At 73.7% G+C, this 21110-nt stretch carries 12 protein-coding genes; 7 read left to right on the top strand and 5 right to left on the bottom strand.

Annotated features, from left to right (window positions below; translation table 11 throughout):
* Positions 1–129 precede the first annotated feature (129 nt).
* The 4 genes from ccrA to ACWD4A_RS12915 form a co-directional block, all read right to left on the bottom strand.
* Complete coding sequence (gene ccrA / locus ACWD4A_RS12930) at positions 130–1293, bottom strand: crotonyl-CoA carboxylase/reductase (RefSeq protein ID WP_451193008.1); 1164 nt, start codon at positions 1291–1293, stop codon at positions 130–132.
* Positions 1294–1346: 53 nt separating this feature from the next.
* Entirely contained in the window at positions 1347–1595 is a 249-nt protein-coding gene (locus tag ACWD4A_RS12925; protein ID WP_451193000.1) for an MbtH family protein, read from the bottom strand.
* An 86-nt stretch (positions 1596–1681) separates the two neighbouring features.
* The gene (locus tag ACWD4A_RS12920; RefSeq protein ID WP_451192997.1) at positions 1682–5461 is read right to left on the bottom strand and encodes a type I polyketide synthase; all 3780 of its coding nucleotides are present in this window, start codon (positions 5459–5461) and stop codon (positions 1682–1684) included.
* A complete protein-coding gene (locus ACWD4A_RS12915) occupies positions 5454–14219 on the bottom strand; it encodes an amino acid adenylation domain-containing protein (RefSeq protein WP_451192994.1) in 8766 nt (2921 codons plus the stop codon). The genes ACWD4A_RS12920 and ACWD4A_RS12915 overlap by 8 nt, the downstream gene beginning before the upstream one ends.
* 795 nt (positions 14220–15014) lie before the next feature.
* On the opposite strand from ACWD4A_RS12915, the gene ACWD4A_RS12910 reads away from it, so the two are divergent.
* From ACWD4A_RS12910 to ACWD4A_RS12885, 6 genes are all read left to right on the top strand, one after another.
* The gene (locus ACWD4A_RS12910) at positions 15015–16283 is read left to right on the top strand and encodes a phthiocerol/phthiodiolone dimycocerosyl transferase family protein (RefSeq protein ID WP_451192991.1); all 1269 of its coding nucleotides are present in this window, start codon (positions 15015–15017) and stop codon (positions 16281–16283) included.
* A 65-nt stretch (positions 16284–16348) separates the two neighbouring features.
* On the top strand, positions 16349–16879 hold the full coding sequence (locus ACWD4A_RS12905; RefSeq protein ID WP_451192988.1) for an RNA polymerase sigma factor: 531 nt from the start codon (positions 16349–16351) through the stop codon (positions 16877–16879).
* A 191-nt stretch (positions 16880–17070) separates the two neighbouring features.
* A complete protein-coding gene (locus ACWD4A_RS12900; protein ID WP_451192986.1) occupies positions 17071–17478 on the top strand; it encodes a cell division protein SepF in 408 nt (135 codons plus the stop codon).
* Between the two features lie 24 nt (positions 17479–17502).
* Positions 17503–18684, top strand: a complete 1182-nt coding sequence (locus tag ACWD4A_RS12895; RefSeq protein ID WP_451192983.1) for an AAA family ATPase — start codon at positions 17503–17505, stop codon at positions 18682–18684.
* On the top strand, positions 18681–19103 hold the full coding sequence (locus ACWD4A_RS12890) for a nucleotide pyrophosphohydrolase (protein WP_451192980.1): 423 nt from the start codon (positions 18681–18683) through the stop codon (positions 19101–19103). The genes ACWD4A_RS12895 and ACWD4A_RS12890 overlap by 4 nt, the downstream gene beginning before the upstream one ends.
* Positions 19104–19279: 176 nt before the next feature.
* Positions 19280–19738, top strand: a complete 459-nt coding sequence (locus ACWD4A_RS12885) for a DUF6099 family protein (RefSeq protein ID WP_451192977.1) — start codon at positions 19280–19282, stop codon at positions 19736–19738.
* Between the two features lie 11 nt (positions 19739–19749).
* Here the strand turns inward: ACWD4A_RS12885 and ACWD4A_RS12880 are convergent, their stop codons facing one another.
* Entirely contained in the window at positions 19750–19941 is a 192-nt protein-coding gene (locus ACWD4A_RS12880) for a hypothetical protein (protein WP_451193006.1), read from the bottom strand.
* A 235-nt stretch (positions 19942–20176) separates the two neighbouring features.
* On the opposite strand from ACWD4A_RS12880, the gene ACWD4A_RS12875 reads away from it, so the two are divergent.
* Complete coding sequence (locus ACWD4A_RS12875; RefSeq protein WP_451192973.1) at positions 20177–21100, top strand: LLM class F420-dependent oxidoreductase; 924 nt, start codon at positions 20177–20179, stop codon at positions 21098–21100.
* Positions 21101–21110 lie beyond the last annotated feature (10 nt).

Genomic DNA, 21110 nt, shown 5'->3' with positions numbered 1-21110 from the left:
GGACGGGCTGAATTCAGCCCGTCCGGCGTTTGAGGACAACGCGGCGAAGCCGTGTTGCGGGGTCTGGGGCGCAGCCCCAGTTACGGGAAGGCCCGCCGCAGGCGCGACGGGCCGGGCCCAAGTGGGTGGTTACTCCGTCGCGTTCACCAGGACGGCCATGTTGCCCGCAGGGTGCTCGTTGTCGTGGATCAGCTGATGCGCCTTGCCGATCTCGTCGAAGCCGAGCGTCAGCGACAGGCAGGGGTCGACGAGGCCCTGACCGATGAGCTCGGTGACCTCCCGCGCCTCCCGCGCGTTGGAGACGTGCGACCCCTGCAGCCGCTTCTGCCGCATCCACAGGAAGCGCAGGTCGACGTCGCCGTTGTAGCCGGTGGTGCCGCCGCAGATGACGACCATGCCCGCGTTGTCGCACAGGTACATGGACGTGGGGATCGTGTCGGCACCGGAGTGCTCCAGGACGATCCTGGGGGCCCGGCGCTCGCCGAGTACCTCCCAGAAGCGGCGGCCGAAGGCGCGGGCGCCCTTGAGCCACTTGGCCATGGCCTCGTCGTCGGAGGTGTCGGGCAGCCGTCCCCAGTGGTCGAAGTCCCGGCGGTTGATGTAGCCCTTGGCGCCCAGTTCGACGCAGTACTCGCCGCGCTCGTCGCTGGAGACGACCGCGACGGGTATGCCGCCCGCCTGCTTGACCAGCTGGATGGCCATGCAGCCCAGACCGCCCGCGCCGCCCCAGATCAGCACCGGGTCCCCGGGCCGCACGGTGTGCGGGTCCCAGCCGAAGAGCTGGCGGTACGCCGTCGCGGCGGTCGCCATGTAGCAGGCGGCCTCCGCCCAGGACAGCCGCTTGGGCTTCGGGTGGCACATGTACTCGTCGACGACGGTGAACTGGGCGAACGAGCCGTAGTTCTCCTCGTAGCCGTACACGCTCTGGGAGGAGGAGGTGGACGGGTCGGCGCCCAGCCGGATGTCCTCGGCGGTCTCGTCCCACTGGTTGGCGAGGATCACGACCTCGTCGCCGAGGGAGACGTGGCGCACGCCCTCGCCGACCGCCCACACGACACCGGAGGCGTCGGAGCCGCCGATGTGGAAGTCCTCGGTGGCGCCGCGCTTCTGCCGCATGGCGACGACGTCGACGGGGTCGCCGAGGGAGGCCCAGACGTTGTTGTAGTTGACGCCCGCGGCCATCACCTTGATGAGGACCTGGCCGCGCCCGACCTCGGGCACGTCCACGACCTCCGTGCGGAAGGCGTCGATGGGCATGCCGTAGCGCTCGGGCCGGATGAGCGACGCGTACATGCGCTTGGGCGCCTGGCCGAGCGGGGGCGCGTCGCCGAGCTCGTAGAGGTCCTTCACTGGGGGGCTCCTGTCGGTTCGGGGTGGAGACCGGCGGTGTGCTCGGTCGTGCCGGTGGCGGGCGAGGCCGACCCCGCCCGCTCCAAGTAGCTGAGGCAGGCGCTGTGGCCGGTGGCCGGGAGGACGACGGTCCAGCCCTCCGGCACGTCGGCGAACGCGGGCCACAGGGAGTGCTCCCCGGCCGCGTTCGTGAGCACCAGGTGGGACTCCTCGCCCTGCCCGGGGTCCTCGAACGGACTGCGCACGGTTCTCTCTTTCCTCGCTGAGCAGTTGGTGCAATTGGTGCTGGTAGTGCGTGGTGCGGGTGGTGCGGGTGGTGTCGTGCGGGCTGTCAGCCGGCGGACGGGCTCAGGGCGGCCGCGAGGACCGCGCCGATCCGCGCGAGCGGCTCCGGCTCCGTCATCTCGTAGTGGCCGCACGGCACGGGGTGGTCCTCGACCGTGCCGCTGACGTACGCGCGCCACTCGTCGGCCTTCGCCATGGCGTCCGACGTTCCGGCCGGGTCACCGGCGGCGGTGAAGAACAGCACGTCGCCGTCGAAGACCTCCGGCTCGAAACCGGGCGCGATCCGCAGGTTGTTGCGCATGACCTCGGCGAGCAGGGTGGCCTCCTCCAGGGAGACGGCGGCCGTGCCGGCCTCGCCGAGCAGGGCGAGCGCCCGGGGGACGTCCAGGCCGCCGCCCTCCGGCAGTCGGAGCCCCGCGACGCGCAGCAGCAGGGCCGCCACCTGGTGCTCCGCCTGCTCCTCGGTGAGGGGCTCGACGTGCATCAGCGGGGCGTCCATCATCGCCAGCAGCTCGACCCGCTCGCCCTCCCGCCGGAGCGCGGTGGCCATCGCGTGCGCCACGGTGCCGCCGTAGGACCAGCCGAGCAGCCGGTACGGGCCCTCCGGCTGCACCTCGCGCAGGTGCCCGAGGTAGGAGTCGACCATCTCCTTCGCGTCGGCCGCCGGAGCCGTGGCACCGTCCAGGCCGTGCGCCTGGACGGCGTACACCGGCTGCCGCCCGCCCAGGTGCGTCAGCAGACCGGAGTAGCGCCAGCCGATGCCGCCGCCCGGGTGGACGCAGAACAGCGGGCGCCGGTCGCCCTCGGCGCGCAGCGGCAGCAGCGGGGCGAAGGCGTCCTTGTCCGCGCCCTGTCCCGCGCCGTCCAGCAGCCCCGCGATCGTGGGGGACGACAGCAGCGCGGCGGCCGCGATGTCCAGCCGCGAGGCGGTGCGCAGCCGCCCGGCCAGGATGACGGCGCGCATCGAATCGCCGCCGAGGTCGAAGAAGTTGTCGTTGATGCCGATGCCGTCGATGCCGAGGGCTTCCTCCCAGTGCCCGGCCACGGTCCGCTCCAGCGGGGTCCGGGGGGCCACGTACGCGGCGGCGAGGTGCGGCGGCCGGGGCGCCCGTCCCGACGGGCCCTGCGCCCGGTCGTGGTCCGTGTCGTCCTCCCGCCGGTCACGGGGCCGGGCCGCGGGCGCGTCGATCCAGTGCCGCCGCCGGTCGAAGGCATAGCCCGGCAGCGGCACCCGCAGGTGTTCCTCCGGGCCGCCGGCCGGGTCGAGGTCCACCTCGGCACCGGCCGCCCACAGCCGGCCGACGGCCTCCGCGAGGACCTGGCCGTCGGGGCTCTGCGCCTTGGCGTGCCGCATCGTCGCCACCGTCACCACCGGCTCGTCCGCGAGCCGGGCACGGGCCAGCTTGGCGAGCACGTCGCCGGGGCCGATCTCCACGAGCAGCGGGTTGCCGCGCTCCCACACGGAGGCGATGCCGTCGGCGAACCGCACGGTCCGCCGGGTGTGGGCGATCCAGTGCTCCCGGCTGGTCGCCTGCTCGTCGGTGATCCACGTGCCGGTCACATTGGTGACGAACGGGATGCGGGGCGGGCGCAGGGTGACCGTGGCCAGCGCGTCCGCGAACGCGGCGAGGACCGGGTCGAGGACGTGCGAGTGCGCGGCGGCGGGCATCCGCAGCCGACGGAACGTCACCTCGTCGGCGGCGAGCCGCTCCTCGAGCGCCGTGACCTCCTCGGCCCGCCCGGCGACCGTGCACGCCGCCGGGCCGTTGACCGCCGCCAGCGACAGGCCGTCCGTGAGGTAGCCGCGCAGCTCCTCCTCGCCCAGGGCCACACCGACGGTGGCCCCGCCCGCGGAGGCGATCAGCCGGATGCGCTCGGCGACCAGCGGCAGCATCTCCTCCAGGGACATCACGTCCGCGAGGACCGCCGCCGTGTACTCGCCGAGCGAGTGGCCGATGAGCGCGTCCGGCCGCACGCCCCGCTCCATGAGCGTCACGGCCAGCGCGTACTCGGTGACGACCAGGGCCAGGAACGCGTCCACGCTGCCGGGGTCGGCGTGCTCGTACAGCGCCGTGCGCAGGTCCCGCCCGAGTACGGGCTGCAGGATGTGCGCGCAGCGGTCGACCGCGTCCCGGTAGACCGGCTCGTCGCGGTAGAGCTCCGCGCCCATCCCGACGTACTGCGTGCCGCCGCCCGGCAGCAGGAACGCGACCGTCGGGGTGCTGCCGTCCCGTACCTCCGGGAGCACCGGCAGCGGGTGGCCCAGGACCCGCACCGCGTCCGCGGTGGTCTCGGCGACCACCGTGGCCCGGTGCGGCATCGCGGGCCGGAAGGTGCGCAGCGAGTGCGCGACGTCGCCGAGGCCGAGGTCCGGGCGGGCGGCGAGGTGCCGCCCCAGGTTCTCCGCCTGGCCGCGCAGGGCGGCCGGGGTGCGGGCGGACAGTGGCAGCACCCGCCACCGGGGCGCCTCGTCCCGCACGGGCGTCTCCCGCGCCGCGGGCGGGGCCTCCTCCAGGATCACGTGGGCGTTGGTGCCGCCGACGCCGAAGGCGCTGACGGCCGCCCGGCGCGGCTCCGCACCGGCCTCCCACTCCTCCAGCTCCGTGGGCACCCGGAACGGGCTCGCCGCGAAGTCGATCAGCGGGTTGGGCGCGTCGAAGTGCAGGCTCGGCGGGATCTGCCGGTGCTCCAGCGCCAGCACGGACTTGATGAACCCGGCGATCCCGGCGGCCGCGCCGAGGTGGCCGATGTTGGTCTTCACCGAGCCCAGCGCGCAGTACTGCCGTTCGTCGGTGCTCTCCCGGAACGCCCGCGTCAGGGCAGTCACCTCGATCGGGTCACCGATCCGGGTGGCCGTGCCGTGCGCCTCCACCAGCCCGATGGAGTCCGCGCCGACCCCGGCCGCCGCCTGCGCCGCCAGGATCGCCTCGGACTGGCCCTCCGTGCTCGGCGCCGTGAAACCCACCTTGCGGCGGCCGTCGTTGTTGATCGCGGACCCTCTGACGACGGCCCGGATCCGGTCACCGTCGGCCAGCGCGTCCTCCAGGCGCTTCAGCACGACCGCGCCCACGCCGTCGCCCGACGAGGTGCCCGCCGCGTCCGCCGCGAAGGCACGGCAGCGGCCGTCCGGCGAGAACGGCCCGTCCGGCACGTGCCGGTAGCCGAGCATCGCCGACGGGTTCACGGACACCGCGCCGGCGAGCGCCACGTCGCACTTGTAGTCGATGAGGTCCTGGCAGGCCGTGTGGATCGCGACCAGAGCCGTGGAACACGCCGTCTGCAGCGACAGGCTCGGGCCGGTCAGCCCCAGCTCGTACGAGACGCGGGTGGCCAGCGCGCCCAGCGAGTTGCTGGTCGCCGCGTGCACCAGGGCCACCGTGGCGCTCTGCCCCGCGAACCGCGGGTGGACGTGCGCCGGGTAGTACCGGCTGTCACCGGCACCCGCGTACACCCCGACCTGCTGCTCGCCGTGGCCGTCGGCGTAACCGGCGTCCTCCATGGCGTGGTAGGCCGTCTCCAGCAGCAACCGCTGCTGGGGGTCGACGAGTTCGGCCTCGGCCGGGCTGTAGCCGAAGAACGCGGAGTCGAACCGGTCGATGCCCTCGATGACCGAGGCCATCCGCACCAGCTCCGGGTCGTCCAGGTCCGCCAGGTCGCCGCCCGCCGCGAGGAACTCCTCGTCACCGATCGGCCGGATCGCGTCCCGGCCCGCGGCGAGGTTCTCCCAGAACTCCTCGACCGTGTCGGCGCCGGGGAACCGGCCCGCCATGCCGATGACGGCGATGGCGGGGTCGGCCCCGTACTCGGTCTCCGCTGTCTCATCCATCGTTCCGGGACCCCTTGCCCTTGCTGTTCCTGGTGGTACGGCGGGCCGCCCGCGCGGCCCGCTGGCGCTCCGCCTGCTGCCGGGCCCGGTCCAGGCCGGCCGCGGCCGCGGGCGCGCCCTCCGGCGCGGCCCCGTCCGGGGACTGCGGGGCGCCCGCCCCGAACCCGGCCGCGGCGAGGTGCCCGGCCAGCGCCCGGACGGTCGGGTGGCTGAACAGGTCCACGACCGTCAGGTCGCAGCCCAGCTCCTGGTTGACCGCCGTCTGGGCGCGGACCAGCAGCAGCGAGTGGCCGCCGAGGTCGAAGAAGTTCTCCTCCACCCCCACGTGGTCGCGGCCCAGGACCCGGCACCAGACCCCGGCGAGTGCCGCCTCCAGGCGGCGCGCCGTGTCGGAGCCCGTGTCCGCCGTGCCGCCCGCGGCGTCGGCCGACGTACCGGCCGCCCGCAGCACCCACGCGCAGCCGGTGCCGCAGGCGCGGGCGGCCGCCTCGGCGGCCCGGTGGAGGGCACCGAGGTCGGTACCGTCCTCCAGCGCCACACGGGCCGCCAGCCGGTGCACCGGGCGCGCCGGCGCCAGCACGTGACTGCGCACCCAGGGCGCGCTCCGGTCGGCGCCGATCAGCACATGGGGCTCGTCGAGCGTCCGCACCAGATCGAAGGAGCGCAGGGCGGCGGCCGGGTCCAGCACGCGGTAACCGCGCGCCTCCGTCAGCGCCTTGAGGCCGTAGCCCTCGCTCATGCCCAGCTCGTCCCACATGCTCCAGGCCAGGCTGTGCGCGTCGAGCCCGGAGCGCCGCTGGTGCACCGCGAGGGCGTCGAGGAAGGCGTTCGCGGCGGAGTAGGCACCGCTCATCGACCCGCCGAAGAAGCCGTTGACCGACGAGAACGACACGAACGACCGCGCCCCGTGCGCCAGGGCCAGCCGGTGCAGCACCCAGCCGCCGGCGACCTTCGCGGCCAGCGCCGCCTGCCACTCCCCGGGCCCGTAGCCGGACACGGCCCGCTGGTCGAAGTCGCCCGCGAGGTGCAGCACCCCGGCCAGCGGCGCCGACCACGCGCCGCACGCCTTGTCCACGGCCGCCCGCACCTGCGCCGGGTCGGTGACGTCGGCGGCCTCGTACCGGACGTCCCCCTGCTCGCGCAGGCTCCGGAACGCCTCGATGCGGCGGGCCGTCGCACCGCCCGCGGCGAGGTGCCCGTCCCAGGTGTGCTCCTCGGGCAGCTCGGTGCGCCCGAGCAGCAACAGCCGGGTGCCGGGCGTCCGCAGCAGGTGCTCGGCGAGCCGTACGGCCACTCCGCCGAGACCGCCGCTGACCACATGGAAGCCCTCGGCCGCGACCGGCGCGACGCGCGGCAGCGGGTCGGGCAGCGGGGCCAGCCGGCGCACCCAGCGGGCGCCGTCGCGGTAGGCCACCTCGGCGTCGGCGGGCGGCGCCGCGATCTCCCCGAGCAACAGCCCGGCCGTCTCGCGCGCTCCTCCCGCGGGCAGGTCCACCTGGCTCGCCCGCAGCCAGGGCAGTTCCTCGCGCAGGCTCTTCAGCAGACCGCCGGCCGCGGCGTGCGCGTACGCCGGACGCTCGTCGTCCAGCACGGACTGCCCCTCGACGCCCACCAGGTGGAGGGTGACCCGCCGCTCCCCGGACTGACGCTCCGTCAGAGCCTGGGCCAGGCACAGCAGACCGCCCGCGCTGTCCCGCTGAGCCTCCAGCAGCTCCGGCACGGAGTCCGGCTCGCCCTTCGAGGCGCCCACGGCACCCAGGTGGACGACCGTGTCCACGGCCCTGCCGTCCGCCGCGAGACCGTCGAGCAGCCGCCCGTGGTCCTCCGCCGAGTCGATCCGCACCCGGTAGCGCGCGGCGTCCACCCGGGCGAACTCCGCACCCGCCGTGACCACCGTGCACAGCGCACCCGCCGCGCGCAGCTCCCCGGCCATCGCGTCCGCGACCTCGGCCGCCGCCGCGTGCCGGCCGGCCAGCACCAGCGTGTGGCGGCCGGACCCGGCGGCCCGCGGCGCCCGCTCGGCACGCTGCCACACCGGGCGCAGGAACCAGTCCGGCACCGTCGCGGCCGTGCCGAGCAGGATCTCCGACCTCTGCACCGGCTCGTCGAACTCGCCCGCCTCGAACCGCTTCCGCAGCTGCGTCCGCTGGATCTTGCCGATCTCCGTCTTGGGGATCGTCCCCGCGTCGACCGGCACCAGATAGGCGGGGCTGACACCGATCTCCCGCGTCACCTTGCCGCGGATCGCCCGCAGCGCCTGCGTGACGTCCTGACCGGGCTCCAGGTGGAAGAACAGCGCGAGTTCGTCCGTGCTCGCCGTGGGGTCGGTGCGCACCGCGACAGCCGCCGTGAAGCTCCGCACGACGAAGGGCAGGCCCTCGACACACGACTCGATCTCGTGGCTGTAGTGGTTGACGCCGTTGACGATGATGACGTCCTTGGCACGGCCGGTGATGTACATCTCGCCCGCGCGCAGGAACGCCAGGTCACCGGTCTCGAACCAGCCGTCCGGCGTGAACGACTCGGCGTTCGCCTTGTCGTTGTCGTGGTAGCCGCCGGTCACCGTCGTGCCGCGCACCTGGAGGCGGCCCACCGTGCCCTCGGACACGAGCTGGTCCTGGTCGTCCACGATCCGCATGGCGAAGCCCGGGTACGGCAGCCCGCAGCTGACGAACAGCTCCTCGCCCTCCGGCGCCTCGGCGGGCAGGACCGTGTCGGTCACCACCGACGACGTCTCGGACATGCCCCAGCAGGGGTGCATGACGTCCTGCGGCATCCCGAACGGCCGCAGGGTCCGCAGGAAGCCCCGCGCGGTCGCCGCGACGACCACCTCGCCCGCGTTCATCACCAGCCGCACCGGCGACAGGTCCCAGGTGCGGTCACCCATGCGGTGCGACTGCTCGGACACCAGGCCGAAGGCGAAGTTGGGCGCCCAGATGACGCTCGCCCGGTGCCGGTCGGCGACGTCCATCCACCGCAGCGGGTCCTCCAGGACCCACGAGGTCAGCGCGTGCACCTGACGGCAGCCGAGGAACACGTCCCGCAGATGGAACATCACCACACCGGTGACGTGGTCGAGCGGGATCCAGTTGAACGAGACGTCGTGCTCCGTCAGCGAGTTCATCGCGGCGGTCGCCGCCGCCCGCGTCAGCACGTTGCGGTGGGTGAGCCGCACCGCCTTCGGGAGGCCCGTGCTGCCGGACGTCAGCAGCATGAGGATCACGTCCTCCGGCTCCGCCGGATGCCAGTCGGCGTCCTCGGGACCCTCGCGCAGCGCGTCCACCGTGGTGAGCCGCAGCCCCGGCCAGTCCCGCCGCTCCGCGAGGTCCCGCAGCCCCGCCTCGCCGGACGACGACGTCACGATCCACGGGCGGTGCAGCATCTGCCACACGCCCTCCAGCTTCGACAGCGGCGCGGACTCCGCCACGTACGACGACGGAACCGTCAGCGGCACCGTCACGAAGCCGCCGAGTACACAGCCCCACAGGGCGGCCAGGAAGTCCTCGGTGTCCTCGCACTGGAGGATCACCTGGTCACCGGGGCGCAGCCCCAGGGCCCGCAGGCCGCCCAGCACCCGGGACGCCTCCTCGATCAGCGAGGCGTAGCTCCGCCGGGTCTCGGTGCCGTCCGCGCGCACGTGGACCACCTCGGCGTGCTCCCCGCCCGCGGCGGCCCGCCGCAGCGCCTCCGCCCAGGTGCGCACGGCCAGTTCGGGCAGCGGCGGCCCCTCGCTCAGCGCGGGGACGGCGGCCGCCGACCGGTCGGCCGCCGGGGCGTCCGGGTCCGCGGACTGCCGGGAGGACGACGTACCGACGTACAGCCGGCCGATCTCCTCCGGCACCTCCTCCAGCGCGACCGCAGCCGACCGCACACCGGGCAGCGCGGCCAGCGCGCGCTCCCACTGCGCCGCGGCCTCCGCGTCGATCACGGGCAGCTCCTCCAGAGCGGCCGCGTCCAGCGTGCCGTCCGGGGTCCTCGGCAGATCGGAGACCGCGGCCACGCGCGGCGCCCGCTCCGGGTCGGCGGCCTCGCGCAGCAGCGCCTTCGTCGCCTGCTCCACGGCACCCGCCCGGGTGGGGACCGCCAGGACGACGTCCCGGCCGCCCGCCGACGGCAGCGCCACACCGTCACGTATGCCACCGGCGGCCAACAGCGGCTCCGGGTCGAACGGTTCGCCCGTCACCACCGCCGCACCGCGCGGCGGCCGCGCCTCCAGGGCGGGCAGCGCGCCGATCCGCAGCCCCGGGTCCGCGGCGACGGCCGCCAGCAGCGCGTGCAGCGCACCGCCCAGCCGCTCCACCGTGTCCCGGTCGAACAGGTCCTCGCTGTACTCGATGTGGCACGCCAGACCGTCCGGCGTGCCGTCGGCCGCCCGCCGCTCCAGCACGTCGACGAACAGGTCGAACTTGGCCGTCCCCGTCGAACGCGGCTCCAGCGGAGCCCGGTTGCCGCCGAGCCGCAGCACCGCCTCCGTGTTGTTCTGCAGCGCCAGCATCACCTGGAACAGCGGGTGCCGCGACGGCACGCGCACCGGGTTGAGCGCGTCCACCAGCCGGTCGAACGGCAGGTCCTGGTGGTCGTACGCCGCCAGGTCGAACTCCCGCACCCGCGCCAGCAGCTCGCGGAACTCCGGGTCCCCGGAGGTGTCCGTGCGCAGCACCAGCGAGTTCGCCAGAAGGCCGATCACATCGTTGAGCGCCTCGTCCCCGCGCCCGGCCACCGGCGTGCCGACGGGGATGTCCGTCCCGGCACCGCACCGCGTGAGCAGGGCCGCGAGGGCGCTCTGCAGCACCATGAACAGGCTCGCGCCGCTGTCGTCCGCCAGCCGCAGCAGATCGCCGTGCAGCCCCGCGCCGACCTCGACCGCCAGACCGCCGCCGCGCCCGCTGGGCGTCTGCGGACGAGCCCGGTCGACAGGCAGCGCCAGCTCCTCCGGCAGCCCGGCGAGCGCCTCCCGCCAGAACGCGGACTGCCGGCCCACCGGGCTCCGCGGGTCCGACTCCGCCGCCAGCAGATCGCGCTGCCACAGGGCGTAGTCGGCGTACTGGACCGGCAGTTCCGCCCAGCTCGGCGCACCGCCGCCCACGCGGGCCGCGTACGCCGCGGACAGGTCGTCGGCGAGCGGGCGCAGCGACCAGCCGTCTGCCGCGCTGTGATGCAGCACGAGCACCAGCGTCCGCGCCGCGCCCGTGCCGTACAGGCCGGCCCACAACGGCGTGTCCCGCGTCAGATCGAACGGGCGCCGCAGCGCCGCGGCCACGTGTGCCCCGACCTCCTCCGCCGGACAGTCGACGACCTGGAGACCGGGCCGTACGCTGCCCGCCGGGCGGACGTCCTGACGGGGCGCGCCGTCGGTCTGCGGCAGCAGCGTGCGCAGGCTCTCGTGGCGGTCGGTGACGTCCGCCAGGGCCGCCCGCAGCGCCTCCTCGTCGACGTCCTGGTCGAGCCGTACGACCAGCGGGATGTTGTACGTCGCCGCCGACGTGTCCACCTGGTTCAGGAACCACATGCTCTGCTGCGCGGAGGACAGCGGGAGCGACCCGGGCCGCTCGGCGGCGCGGACCAGGCCCGTCCGGGCGGCCGCGGCCGTGCCGTCCGCGGGCAGGTGCGCGGCGATCCCGGCCGGGGTCGGCGTGTCGAACACCGCGGCCATGGGGACCTCGGCGCCGGTCGCCGCGCGCAGCCGCGTCAGCAGCCGGGTGGCGAGCAGCGACTGGCCGCCCAGGTCGAAGAAGTTGTCGTCGGCGCCGACGGCGCCCTCGGGCAGCCGCAGCAGCTCCTCGTAGAGGCGGCACACCAGCGCCTCGGCCGCGGTCGCCGGGGCCCGGCCGTCGGCCGCCGACGCGAAGTCGGGGGCGGGCAGCGCCTTGGCGTCCAGCTTGCCGTTGGCGGTCAGCGGCAGGGCGTCCAGGACGACGCACGCGCTGGGCACCATGTGCTCGGGCAGCAGCTCCGCCAAGTGGGCGCGCAGCTCGGCCGGTTCGGGCGCGGCGCCCGGCGCGGGGACGGCGTAGCCGACGAGCATCCGGTCGGCCGCGCCGTCGGTCTGCCGGGCGACGACCGCGGCGAGGGCCACGCCGGGGTGCCGCACGAGCGCCGCCTCGATCTCGCCGGGCTCGATCCGGAAGCCGCGGATCTTCACCTGCTGGTCGGCGCGCCCCGCGTACTCCAGGGTCCCGTCGGCGGACCGGCGGGCCAGGTCGCCCGTGCGGTACATCCGCTCACCGGCGCGCCCGAACGGGTCGGCGACGAACCGCTCGGCGGTCAGCGCCGGGCGGTCGAGGTAGTCGCGCGCCAGGCCGGGGCCCGCCACGTACATCTCGCCCACCCAGCCCGGCGGCACCGGCTGGAGGCAGTGGTCGAGGACGTACACCCGCAGGTCGGGCAGGGCGGTGCCGATGACGCTGCGCGCCCGGGGGTCCTCGGTCATCGCGCGCGTGACCCGCTGGTGGGTGACGTGCACGGTCGTCTCGGTGATGCCGTACATGTTGATCAGGGCGGGCGCGTCGTCGCCGTACCGCTCGATCCAGGGGCGCAGGTGCGCGGGCTCCAGGGCCTCGCCGCCGAAGACGACGTAGCGCAGGGCCAGTCCGCCGCCGGGGCCGGCCAGGTCCGCCTGGATCAGCTGCTGGAACGCGGACGGCGTCTGGTTGAGCACCGTGACGCGCTCACGGCGCAGCAGCTCCAGGAACTCCGCGGGCGAACGGGTCGTGGTGTGCGGCACGACGACGAGCCTGCCGCCGTGCAGCAGCGGTCCCCATATCTCCCAGACGGAGAAGTCGAAGGCGTACGAGTGGAACAGCGTCCACACGTCGTCCGGGCCGAACGTGAAGTGGGCGGCGGAGGTCTCGAAGAGCCGGACGACGTTGGAGTGCGGGATCACCACGCCCTTGGGGCGGCCGGTGGAGCCCGAGGTGTGGATGATGTACGCCGGGTCGGCCGGGGTGAGCGGCGCCTGGCGGTCGGCGTCCGTGAGGTCCTCGGCGGAGCGCGCGGCGAGGTCGCCGTCGGTGGCGGGGTCACCGAGGACGACGGCGGCCGCCCCGGTGTCCGGCAGCGCCGACGCCGTCCGCGCGTCCGTCACCAGCAGCGCGGGCGCGGCGTCCGCGGCGACGGCGCGGATGCGCTCCGCCGGGTAGCCGGGGTCCAACGGCAGGTAGGCGGCGCCGGACTTCAGCACGGCGAGCAGGCCGACGGTCAGTTCCAGGGAGCGGGGGAGGGCCAGGGCCACGATCCGGCCCGGCCCGGCACCGCGCTCGACGAGGAGCCGGGCCAGCCGGTTGGCGCGCGCGTTGAGCTCCGCGTAACTGAGGGCGGCGCCCTCGTGGGTGACGGCCGTCGCCTCCGGCGTACGGGCGGCCTGCGCCTCGAAACGCGCGGGCAGGGTCGCGTCGGGCGCCGCGGCCGCTTCACCGGCGGAGGCATACGCGGGGTGCTCGCCGTCCTTCAGCAGCGTCGTCCGGGCGAGGGGCAGGTCCGCCCCGGCGCCGGCGAGCCGGTCCAGGAGGAGCAGGAACCGCTCCTGGTGGTCGGCCAGTTCGGCCTCGGTGTAGAGCGCCGGGTTGGCGTCGAAGGAGAGCCACAGCCCGGTGTCGTCGGCGCCGGGGCGCACATTGATCTGGAGGTCGTCGACCGGGCCGCCCGTCAGGTGGTGCGAGGTCGTCGTGTGCCCGCCGAAGTCCAGCTCGTTGGCGAACGGGATGAGGTTGACGACCGGCCCGTACAGGCGGCGGCCGGTGCCCAGCAGCTTGAGGTCGCGGCGCAGGTCCTCACCGCGGTACTGCTGGTGCTTGCGGACGGCGCGCAGCTCGTCGGCGACCGCGCGGACGAGCTCGGAGACGGTGGTGCCGGGCCGCACGGCGAGGCGCAGCGGCAGGATGTTGGACACCGTGCCGGGTACGCGCATGGCGGTCGAGCCCAGGCGGCTCATGGTGGCCACCCCGAGGACGACGTCGGCGGCGCCGGTGGCCCGGTGCACATAGGCGGCGGTGGCGGCGAGGAGCAGGTCGGCCCGTGTCGCGCCCAGGCGCGCGGCGGCGGCCGACAGCCGGTCGGCGTCGGCCGCGGACAGCAGCGTGGTGCGGCGCAGGAAGGGCGCGGACGGCGCGGCGGTGCCCTCGGTGAGGCCGACGGCCGCGGGGGCGTCGGCGAAGCGCCCGGTCCAGTAGGCGTGGTCGCGCGCGAAGCGCTCCGAGGCGCGGTAGGCGTCCTCGTCGTCGAGGAGCGCGGCGGCCGGCGCGAACGTGCCGTCCGGCACCTCCCGACCCTCCGTGAGGGCGGTGTAGACCTCGGCCAGCCGCCGGGCGACGAGCTTGAAGCCGTAGCCGTCGAGCAGGATGTGATGGGCCCGCAGGTACCAGAACCAGCGGTCGGGCGCCGCCTTGAAGAGGGCCTGGGTGAAGAGCGGTCCCTCGGTGAGCTCGACGGCCGTGGTCAGGTCGGCCTCGATCCACGCCTCGGCGGCCGCGCGCGGGTCGGCTTCGGTGCTCACGTCCACGAGGTGCAGGGGCCAGTCGGCGGCGGACGACAGGGTGCCACGGGGGCCCTCGGCGGTTCCGGTGACGCGGAGGCCGAAAATATCCGCTTCGGCGACCGTGCGGCGCAGCGCGGTCCCGAAGAGCTCCGTGTCGACCGGGCCGTGGATCTCCACGTACTCACCGGTGTTGTAGGCCGCGTTCGCGGGGTCGAGTCGCTGGGCGAACCAGATGCCCTCTTGGGCGCCCGACAGCGGGCGACCGGCGTCCTCGTGAACAGACATGGCACCAACCCTCAGTAGGTGTATGGAATTTTTGCCGAAGAAAAGCCCCACGGGACAACCGCGCGGGGCGACGTTGGGCGGGCGCCGGTGGTCGGCACCACAACCGGGAAATGGGATGCGCGCGGGCCTCAAGGAATCACGAAGGCGCGGCAGGATGCGGCACGTTGAGCAGACCTTGAGAGCGCCACGGGGAGGCGGCCCTTCCACCGTCATTAACCCTGCATGAGGGGAAGTCGGGCAGTCAAGGGAAGACCGATCCAGGTTCCGCTTCGCATCCGGGGGGAGGCGCGGACCACTTTGATTTCACTGTAAACAAAGGTGTCCGACCTGCGGCGCACAGATGCATGGAGAGTGAACTTCCGGTGCTTGGTTCGCGTAGGGAAACCATCAAGAACCCGTTTCCGCAACGCAACTGACGGCCTTTCCCGGAGAGAGCGCGACTGGTCCGCGCCACCCCAGCGGGGCGGTAAACGTCGGTGGACACAAGGGTCCGCCGCTGACGTCACATCAACCCGCGGTCTCAACCTACCGTCTCTGTACGGAAAAGAATAGACACGCCCTGTCATCACGGATGAGAGGTAAGGCACGCGCAAGGTGTGCGGTGCGCCTCTTGAAAGACCGCGGAAATCCCGCTTCACTGACAGCGCGATTCCGCTTCGGCGAACCCGGGTTGGACCGAGAACGAGCCTCCTCCGTCGAGTGAAGGCGGTTTTCGGTCAACACCTGGCCGATTCCCCCCTGGTCGGTCCCGGTGTCTCCAGCCCGCTGAAGTCTGAAACATGAAAGGCAAGTGGTATGCACCGCAAGTTGTGCCCGACGGAGACGCTCTACGTCGCCCAGCGGAGCCGGGCCGTGCTCTCCTGCACCGTCCGCGGCGACCTCGACGAAGAACTCCTCGCCGCAGCCTTCGCCGCCAAGGTCGCCGAGCACCCCTCCCTGGCCGCACGGATCGGACAGCACGACGGGGCCTACGCTTTCCAGCCACTGGACGACGCCGACCTGCCCCGGCTCGTCGTGCGGCCCGGCGGCCCCACCGCCCTCATGGACGAGCACAACACCCCCTTGCCGGACGGCGGTCACCTCGTACGGGCCGCCCTGCTCCGCGGCACCACGGAGCACACCTTCGTCCTCAGCGTGGACCACACCGTCACCGACGGGCACAGCGCCATCGCCCTCCATGACGCCGTGTGGCGCGCCTACGCCGCGCTCGCCGACGGCCTGCCCCTCCCCGCGGCCGCGCCGGGCGGTCTGCCCGCCCCCGCCACGGACCGGCTGCCCGCCGTCACCGAGGAGGAGACCGAGCGCTACCTCGCCCGCCGCGTCGAACGGACCCGGCGCCTCCCCATCACCGCCCTGCCCTACGAGGCCGCGGGCACCGGACAGCCGGCGGGGCGCCACAAGGTCGACGTCCGGCGCGTCCTGCTCGGGCCCGACGAGACCGCGCGGCTCCTCCGCCACGCGAAGGAGACCGGCGTCTCCGTCCACGGGCTCGTGAGCTCGGCGCTCCTCAGGACCGTCCGCCGCAGGCTCGGCGACGGCCCCGGCGCCAAGGCGCTGGGCTGCATGTCGCCGGTGGACCTCCGGTCCCGCGTGACGCCGCCGCTCGCCCGCGAGGTCATGGTGCCCGCCGTCACCTCCTATCTGGACGTGCTCGAAGTCGCCGAGGACACCGACCCGCTGGAGCTCGGACGCCAGGTCGTCGAGCACCTCCACGACGCCATCGAGCGGGGCGACTACACGCACGAGGCCCGCATCCTCGGACAGGTCGTCCGCAACCCGGCCCTGCTGGCCACCACCGTCATCGTGACCAACATGGGCCGCGTCGCCACCCCGCCCGCGCCCCGCGGCCTGGACATCACCGACGTACGCCTCATACCGGTGCGCGACAACTACTACCCCCAGGCCGGCCGCGGACCCGTGATGGCCTGCGTCGTGTCCTTCGGCGACAGCCTCGCCATCGAACTCCCCTACAGCACCGAGTGCTTCGGCCACGAGCAGATCGACGAGATCCGCGACGGCGTGCACGCCGCCCTGCTCGCCTTCGCCGGACCCGGCACGGACTGACGGACCGTCGGCCGTACGCAACACCAGCCCCCCACCGCCAGGGTGAGTCCAGGAGCGCACCTGAAGTGAAAACGCTGAACGACCCGTGTGCCTTTCCCGTCACGGCCCTGCTGCGCCGCGCGCAGGCCGGCGACCGCCGGGCCATGAACGACCTCATGCTGCACATCGCCCCCTACGTCGGACGGCTCTGCCTGCCGATCGCCCAGGGGCACAGCTCCGACGCCGCGCAGGAGGCGATGCTCGCGATCTACCGCGGCATCCGGGGACTGCGCGAACCCGCGGCCTTCTACGGCTGGGTCAGGGCCGTCACCGTGCGGGAGGCGATCCGCACGTCGAAGCGGCTCAGCCAGGGGTCGGCGGCGGACGGGCTGCCCGACCTCGCCCAGGACGCGAACCCGCTGGACACCGTCCACATATCCGACGTCATGGACCGGCTGCCCGACCAGCACCGGCAGATCCTCACCCTCCGCGCCGTCTACGGCATGAACGAACAGGAGATGGCGGCGACCCTCTCGCTCCCGGTGGGCACGGTCCGCTCCCGGCTCCACCGGGCCCGCCGCAACTTCCAGGACGCGTGGCAGCAGAAGGCGGCCTGACGCCCCGGCAGGCGCCCGGAGGCCTGCTGCTAACCTGAACGGATGTACACCACCCCCGCCCGAGAGGCCGCCCGGCGCGGCAGCGCGCCCGCATGACGGAAGCTCCCACGCGTGTCATTCGGAGTAACGCCGACTCCTTGTCCCTAGGATTGCGGGATGTACATAGCCAGCACGTTCCCCGGAGGGGCCCGGTGAACAGGTCCGAGGCCACAGACGAACAATGGGAGGGCCTCGCCGAGGTCGTCCCCCTCCGCGGCCATCACTCCTGGCCCTCCTGGCCCAACCACCGGGCACTGCCCGAGGAGGAGCCGGCGGCCGACCGGCGCCAGCTCGTGGTCCTCCGCGTCCAGGTCTTCGCGGACGCCCGCGAGGTCGCCGAGCACCTGATGGCCCGCATCCCGGTGCTGCTGGACCTCACCAGCGCCGACACCGACGTCGCGAAGCGGATCCTCGACTTCTCCAGCGGTGTCGTCTTCGGTCTGGGCAGCGGAATGCACCGGGTCGACACCAATGTCTTCCTCCTCGCCCCCGAGGGCACCGAAGTGGCATCGGGATACCCCGATCGTAGGAAGAGCGATCAGCTGAAACGGTTTGGCTGACCGGCCGCCCCATACGGTCCGGGCATGGACACCCACCGTGCCCGACCGGCGGCCGCTCCCCCCACCCAGCGCCCCGCGGTGACCGAACTCCGGTTGTCCGCCTTCAAGTCCCACCGCAACGCCGTCTTCCCCCTCGGACCGCTGACGCTCTTCCGCGGCGCGAGCGGCAGCGGCAAGTCCAGCGCCCTCCAGGCCTACGAGGCGCTGGCCCGGCTCGCGGGCGGCGACAATCTCGACGGTGCCCTGGCCTCCGTGGCCGGCGGCGCCCCCGCCTGCGTACCGCACCGGGCGCGGCCCGACGCCCAGGGGCGGCGCGGCTTCCGGATCGGCTGCACCGTCGACGGACCGGCGGGGCCGGTCCGGCTCGACGTCGCCGTGCAGGCCGAGCCCGAACTCCGCGTCGTCGGCGAGCGGCTCACCGGCTCCGGCCGGACCCTGCTCTCCACCGCCCTGCGCGACCCCGGGCTCCGTACGGTCGAGGCCGCCTGGCACACGGCGGGCACGGTGCCCGTCACCCGGGCGCCGCTGCCCGACGACAGGCTGGGCACGGCCCTGCTGCCGCTCCGCGTCGCGGGCAAGACGGCGGGCCAGCGGCTGGTACTCGACGCCGCCGAGCAAGTGGTGGTGGCCCTCCGCTCCGTGTTCCCCTGCGACCCGCGGCCGGAGCTGATGCGCACCCCGGTCGCCGCGCGCGACGGCCTGCTGCGCGGCGCCTGCGACAACGTGGCCGCCGTGCTGGGGCGCACCCGCAACGAGTGCGTCACCCGTCACGCGGCACTCGTCGCCGCGGTGGGCGCGGGCTGCCGCGGCCCGGTGGAAGGCCTGTCCGTGGAAGGCCTGGACGGCGGGTTCGTACGCGGGGTGCTGGCCCGGCGGACGGGCGCGGCCACGCCCCTGGAACGGCTGGGCGACGGGGAACTGCGCTATCTCGCCCTGTGCCTGGTCCTGTTGACCGGACCCGGGGTGCTGGACATGGACCCGGTGGCGGAGGTACTGCCCGCCCGGCAGGCGCTCACCGTGCTGGCCGACGGCTTCGACCGCTGCCTGGACCCCCGGCAGGCCCGTGAGCTCCTGGCGCTGGCCGTGCGGATGTGCGAGCGGGGGCATGTGCGTCTGGTGGGCACGGTGCGGGGAGAAGTGGTCGAGGAGCTCCGGGAGGCCGTGGAGGGGACGGCGGGGGCGTCGATGGTAGACCTTGAAGGGTGACCGAACATCATCAGGAACCAGCGGTGCCCGGCGGCGGGCACCGGCAACTCGAAGCGCTCCAGCGACGGCTGGCCGACTTCGCGGCGGCACGCGACTGGCAGCCCTTCCACACGCCCAAGAACCTGGCCGCGGCGCTGAGCGTCGAGGCGTCCGAACTGGTGGAGATCTTCCAGTGGCTGACGCCGGAGGAATCGGCGCGGGTGATGGAGAGCCCGGACACGGCGCGGCGGGTGGAGGACGAGGTCGCGGACGTCCTGGCCTATCTGCTCCAGTTCTGCGAGGTGCTGGGCGTCGACGCCGCCGCGGCGCTCGCGGCGAAGATCGAGCGCAACGAACGGCGCTTCCCGGTAGCGGAGCGCGACCCCGAGGCATCGGATGAATCCACTCCGGATTCGCCCGACCGTCACTCTACGGAGTGATTGAGTTATCCACACCGCATCTGGTATCCACAGATTTCTGAATTCCCCTGGCTTTTCCGGCGGTTAGTCATCACTCTGGGTAGTGAGGACGTGGTGGGTGCGCCGAAGCGGAGAGTCATCGACGGGCAGTGGCGCAGCCGGAAGACGGAGCAGTCGGGAAACGTGGGGGACCGGGCATGGACGCAATGCGGCTCATCGGAGCCACCAGGTCGGCCCTGGCGCAGGCCAGAGCCGTTCCGGACATCGTCACCGAGGCATGGCAGACACAGGCGCTGGCGGGAGCGATCGGCAGTCACCTCGCGATCCACGGCCCCTTCGAGGCCCGTGCCGCGGCCGGCGGCCTGAGCGAGGCGGGCGCCCGTGCCTCCGGTGCGCTGCGCCAGACGCTGCGCACCGGGGCGATACGGGCCGCGCAGCTCACCGAAGTGCGCGACCACTGGGCCGCGTTGACCGGGCTCTGCGTGCTGCTCGGAGAGGTCGGCATAGCCCTGGTGGGCGTCGCCTGCGCCTCCGACGAGGACGCCCTGTACTGGCAGTGCATCGAGGCGATCGACGCCGCCGACGAGACGAGTGACAGAGTGCGCTGGTTACAGAGACGGCTCGCGCTCCGCGAGCGGGAAGGAGGCGCCGCATGAAGCGCGGACGATCAGTCGGTTCCGTCTCCGCCGGACGAGGACCGCTCGCCGGGCGCCTGCAGATCGGCGTCGAGCTGCGACAGATCGGCGTTGAGCGCGGCCATCAGCTCCTCCATCTGCTGGAGCAGACCCTTGGGCGGCCCCTGCTGCGGGGGAGCGGACTGTGCGGGCACCGTTCCGTCGGGCACGGCTTCCTGGGTCATCGCGGCCTCCTCGGCCTGGCCCTCCCGGTGCGGGCGGGCGGCGTTGCGGTCGTCGCCTCCGGCAGCGGGCACCGGTGCGCGGGCCGGACGGTCCGGCTCCGCCCGAGCCAACGATCACCGGGCCCGGCGGACACTTCCCACCCGCCGTGGAGCAGGGAAGTTCACCCGACCGGGGTGGGTGGAGCGAAGGAGGGTGCGGACGGCTGACGCACGTGCGGCAGTGCAGGATGGGGGCATGGATCTGCGTATCTTCACCGAGCCCCAGCAAGGGGCCTCCTATGACACATTGCTGACCGTCGCCAGGGCCACCGAGGATCTCGGTTTCGACGCCTTCTTCCGGTCCGACCACTATCTGGTCATGGGGTCCGCCGACGGGCTGCCGGGCCCGACCGACGCCTGGATCACCCTGGCCGGGCTCGCCCGGGAGACCCGCCGCATCCGCCTCGGCACCCTGATGACCGCCGGCACGTTCCGGCTGCCGGGCGTCCTCGCCATCCAGGTGGCGCAGGTCGACCAGATGTCCGGCGGGCGGATCGAGCTGGGGCTGGGAGCGGGCTGGTTCGAGGAGGAGCACCGGGCGTACGGCATCCCCTTCCCCAAGGAGAAGTTCGGGCGTCTGGAGGAGCAGCTGGAGATCGTCACGGGGCTGTGGGAGACGGAGGCCGGCAAGACCTTCGGTTACCACGGCACGCACTACCAGCTCGTCGACTCCCCGGCGCTGCCCAAGCCCGCCCAGGTCAAGGTGCCCGTGCTGATCGGCGGTCACGGTGCCAAGCGGACGCCGAGGCTCGCCGCGAGGTTCGCCGACGAGTTCAACATCCCCTTCGCCTCCGTCGAGGACAGCGAGCGGCAGTTCGGCCGGGTGCGGGCGGCCGCCGAGGAGGCCGGGCGCAAGGGCGACGACCTGGTGTACTCCAACGCCCTGGTCGCCTGTGTGGGCAAGGACGATGCGGAGGTGGCGCGGCGGGCGGCCGTCATCGGCCGCGATGTGGCCGAGCTGAAGGCGAACGGGCTGGCGGGCTCGCCCGCCGAGGTGGTCGACAAGATCGGCCGCTATGCGGCGATCGGCTCGTCCAGGATCTACTTCCAGATCCTGGACCTCGACGACCTCGACCACTTGGAGCTGATCTCCTCCCAGGTCCAGTCCCAGCTGGGCTGACGGCTCCGCG

It is taken from the genome of Streptomyces sp. NPDC002537 (assembly GCF_053594975.1).
Note: the sequence above shows the minus strand (reverse complement) of the source record. Positions and strands in the feature narration are given on the sequence as shown.